1 rRNA gene (cut by a window edge) is annotated in these 2,500 nt (G+C 56.6%); it reads left to right on the top strand.

From position 1 onward, the window contains the following. Positions 1-2,487: ribosomal RNA gene (locus tag E1292_RS49340) — 23S ribosomal RNA — on the top strand; it begins 624 nt to the left of the window's first position. Positions 2,488-2,500: the final 13 nt, after the last annotated feature.

Here is a 2,500-nt window from a genome sequence, read left to right as displayed (position 1 = left end):
GCTTACATGAGGCTTTTGTCTTGTGTGTGATGTGACTGCGTGCCTTTTGAAGAATGAGCCTGCGAGTTATGGTGTGTGGCGAGGTTAACCCGTGTGGGGGAGCCGTAGCGAAAGCGAGTCTGAAGAGGGCGTTTGAGTCGCATGCTGTAGACCCGAAGCGGAGTGATCTACGCATGGGCAGGTTGAAGCTCAGGTAAGACTGGGTGGAGGACCGAACCCACCAGGGTTGAAAACCTGGGGGATGATCTGTGTGTAGGGGTGAAAGGCCAATCAAACTCCGTGATAGCTGGTTCTCCCCGAAATGCATTTAGGTGCAGCGTTGCGTGTTTCTTGCCGGAGGTAGAGCACTGGATGGCTGATGGGCCCGACAAGGTTACTGACGTCAGCCAAACTCCGAATGCCGGTAAGTGAGAGCGTGGCAGTGAGACTGCGGGCGATAAGGTTCGTAGTCGAGAGGGAAACAGCCCAGATCACCGACTAAGGCCCCTAAGCGTGTGCTAAGTGGGAAAGGATGTGGAGTCGCAGAGACAACCAGGAGGTTGGCTTAGAAGCAGCCATCCTTGAAAGAGTGCGTAATAGCTCACTGGTCAAGTGATTCCGCGCCGACAATGTAGCGGGGCTCAAGCACATCGCCGAAGTCGTGGCACTGATGAGTCTTTGGGCTTGTTGGTGGGTAGGGGAGCGTCGTGCAGCCGGCGAAGCAGCAGAGTGATCTAGTTGTGGAGGCTGTGCGAGTGAGAATGCAGGCATGAGTAGCGAATCGAGGGTGAGAAACCCTCGCGCCGGATGACCAAGGGTTCCTGGGCCAGGTTAATCCGCCCAGGGTAAGTCGGGGCCTAAGGCGAGGCCGACAGGCGTAGTCGATGGATAACGGGTTGATATTCCCGTACCCGCTTCAATGCGCCCATACTGAACCTTGTGATGCTAAGAGTCCTTAAGTCCCTGTGCTCTTCGGAGTGTGGGTGAGGCTGAACGCTCGGACCGATCGAGTAGTAGGTAAGCGATGGGGTGACGCAGGAAGGTAGTCCAGCCCAGGCGATGGTTGTCCTGGGGTAAGCATGTAGGGAGTGCGGTAGGTAAATCCGCCGTGCGTTGATCCTGAGATGTGATGCCGAGCCGATTGTGGTGAAGTGGATGATCCTATGCTGCCGAGAAAAGCCTCTAGTGAGTGTTGTGGCGGCCCGTACCCTAAACCGACTCAGGTGGTCAGGTAGAGAATACTAAGGCGATCGGGTGAACTGTGGTTAAGGAACTCGGCAAATTGCCCCCGTAACTTCGGGAGAAGGGGGACCTCTGCTGGTGAAAAACCTTGCGTTTGGAGCTGGTGGGGGTCGCAGTGGCCAGGGGGAAGCGACTGTTTACTAAAAACACAGGTCCGTGCGAAGTCGTAAGACGATGTATACGGACTGACGCCTGCCCGGTGCCGGAACGTTAAGGGGACCGCTTAGCCGCACTTGTGTGGCGAAGGTGAGAACTTAAGCGCCGGTAAACGGCGGTGGTAACTATAACCATCCTAAGGTAGCGAAATTCCTTGTCGGGTAAGTTCCGACCTGCACGAATGGCGTAACGACTTCCCCGCTGTCTCAACCGCAGACCCGGCGAAATTGCACTACGAGTAAAGATGCTCGTTACGCGCAGCAGGACGGAAAGACCCCGGGACCTTCACTACAGCTTGACATTGGCGTTTGGAGCGTCTTGTGTAGGATAGGTGGGAGACTGGGAAGCTCGGACGCTAGTTCGGGTGGAGTCATTGGTGAAATACCACTCTGGTCGTTTTGAACGTCTAACTCTGGTCCGTGATCCGGATCGGGGACAGTGTCTGGTGGGTAGTTTAACTGGGGCGGTTGCCTCCTAAAGGGTAACGGAGGCGCCCAAAGGTTCCCTCAGCCTGGTTGGCAATCAGGTGTTGAGTGTAAGTGCACAAGGGAGCTTGACTGTGAGACTGACGGGTCGAGCAGGAGCGAAAGCTGGGACTAGTGATCCGGCATCGGCGTGTGGAAGCGGTGTCGCTCAACGGCTAAAAGGTACCCCGGGGATAACAGGCTGATCTTCCCCAAGAGTCCATATCGACGGGATGGTTTGGCACCTCGATGTCGGCTCGTCGCATCCTGGGGCTGGAGTAGGTCCCAAGGGTTGGGCTGTTCGCCCATTAAAGCGGTACGCGAGCTGGGTTTAGAACGTCGCGAGACAGTTCGGTCCCTATCCGCTGCGCGCGCAGGAGACTTGAAAGGAGCTGTCCCTAGTACGAGAGGACCGGGACGGACGAACCTCTGGTGTGCCAGTTGTACCGCCAGGTGCACGGCTGGTTGGCTACGTTCGGAAGGGATAACCGCTGAAAGCATCTAAGCGGGAAGCTCGCCTTGAGATGAGGTCTCCCACCCTGTGAGGGGGTAAGGCTCCCGGTAGACGACCGGGTTGATAGGCCGGGTGTGGAAGCACGGTAACGTGTGGAGCTGACCGGTACTAATAGGCCGAGGACTTGACCACAAAGCATACTTTC

Origin of the sequence: Nonomuraea deserti (genome assembly GCF_004348685.1) — a bacterium.
GTDB classification, from domain to species: domain Bacteria; phylum Actinomycetota; class Actinomycetes; order Streptosporangiales; family Streptosporangiaceae; genus Nonomuraea; species Nonomuraea deserti.
The sequence above is the reverse complement of the archived record's forward strand: the minus strand, read 5'-3'. Positions and strand labels throughout refer to the sequence as shown.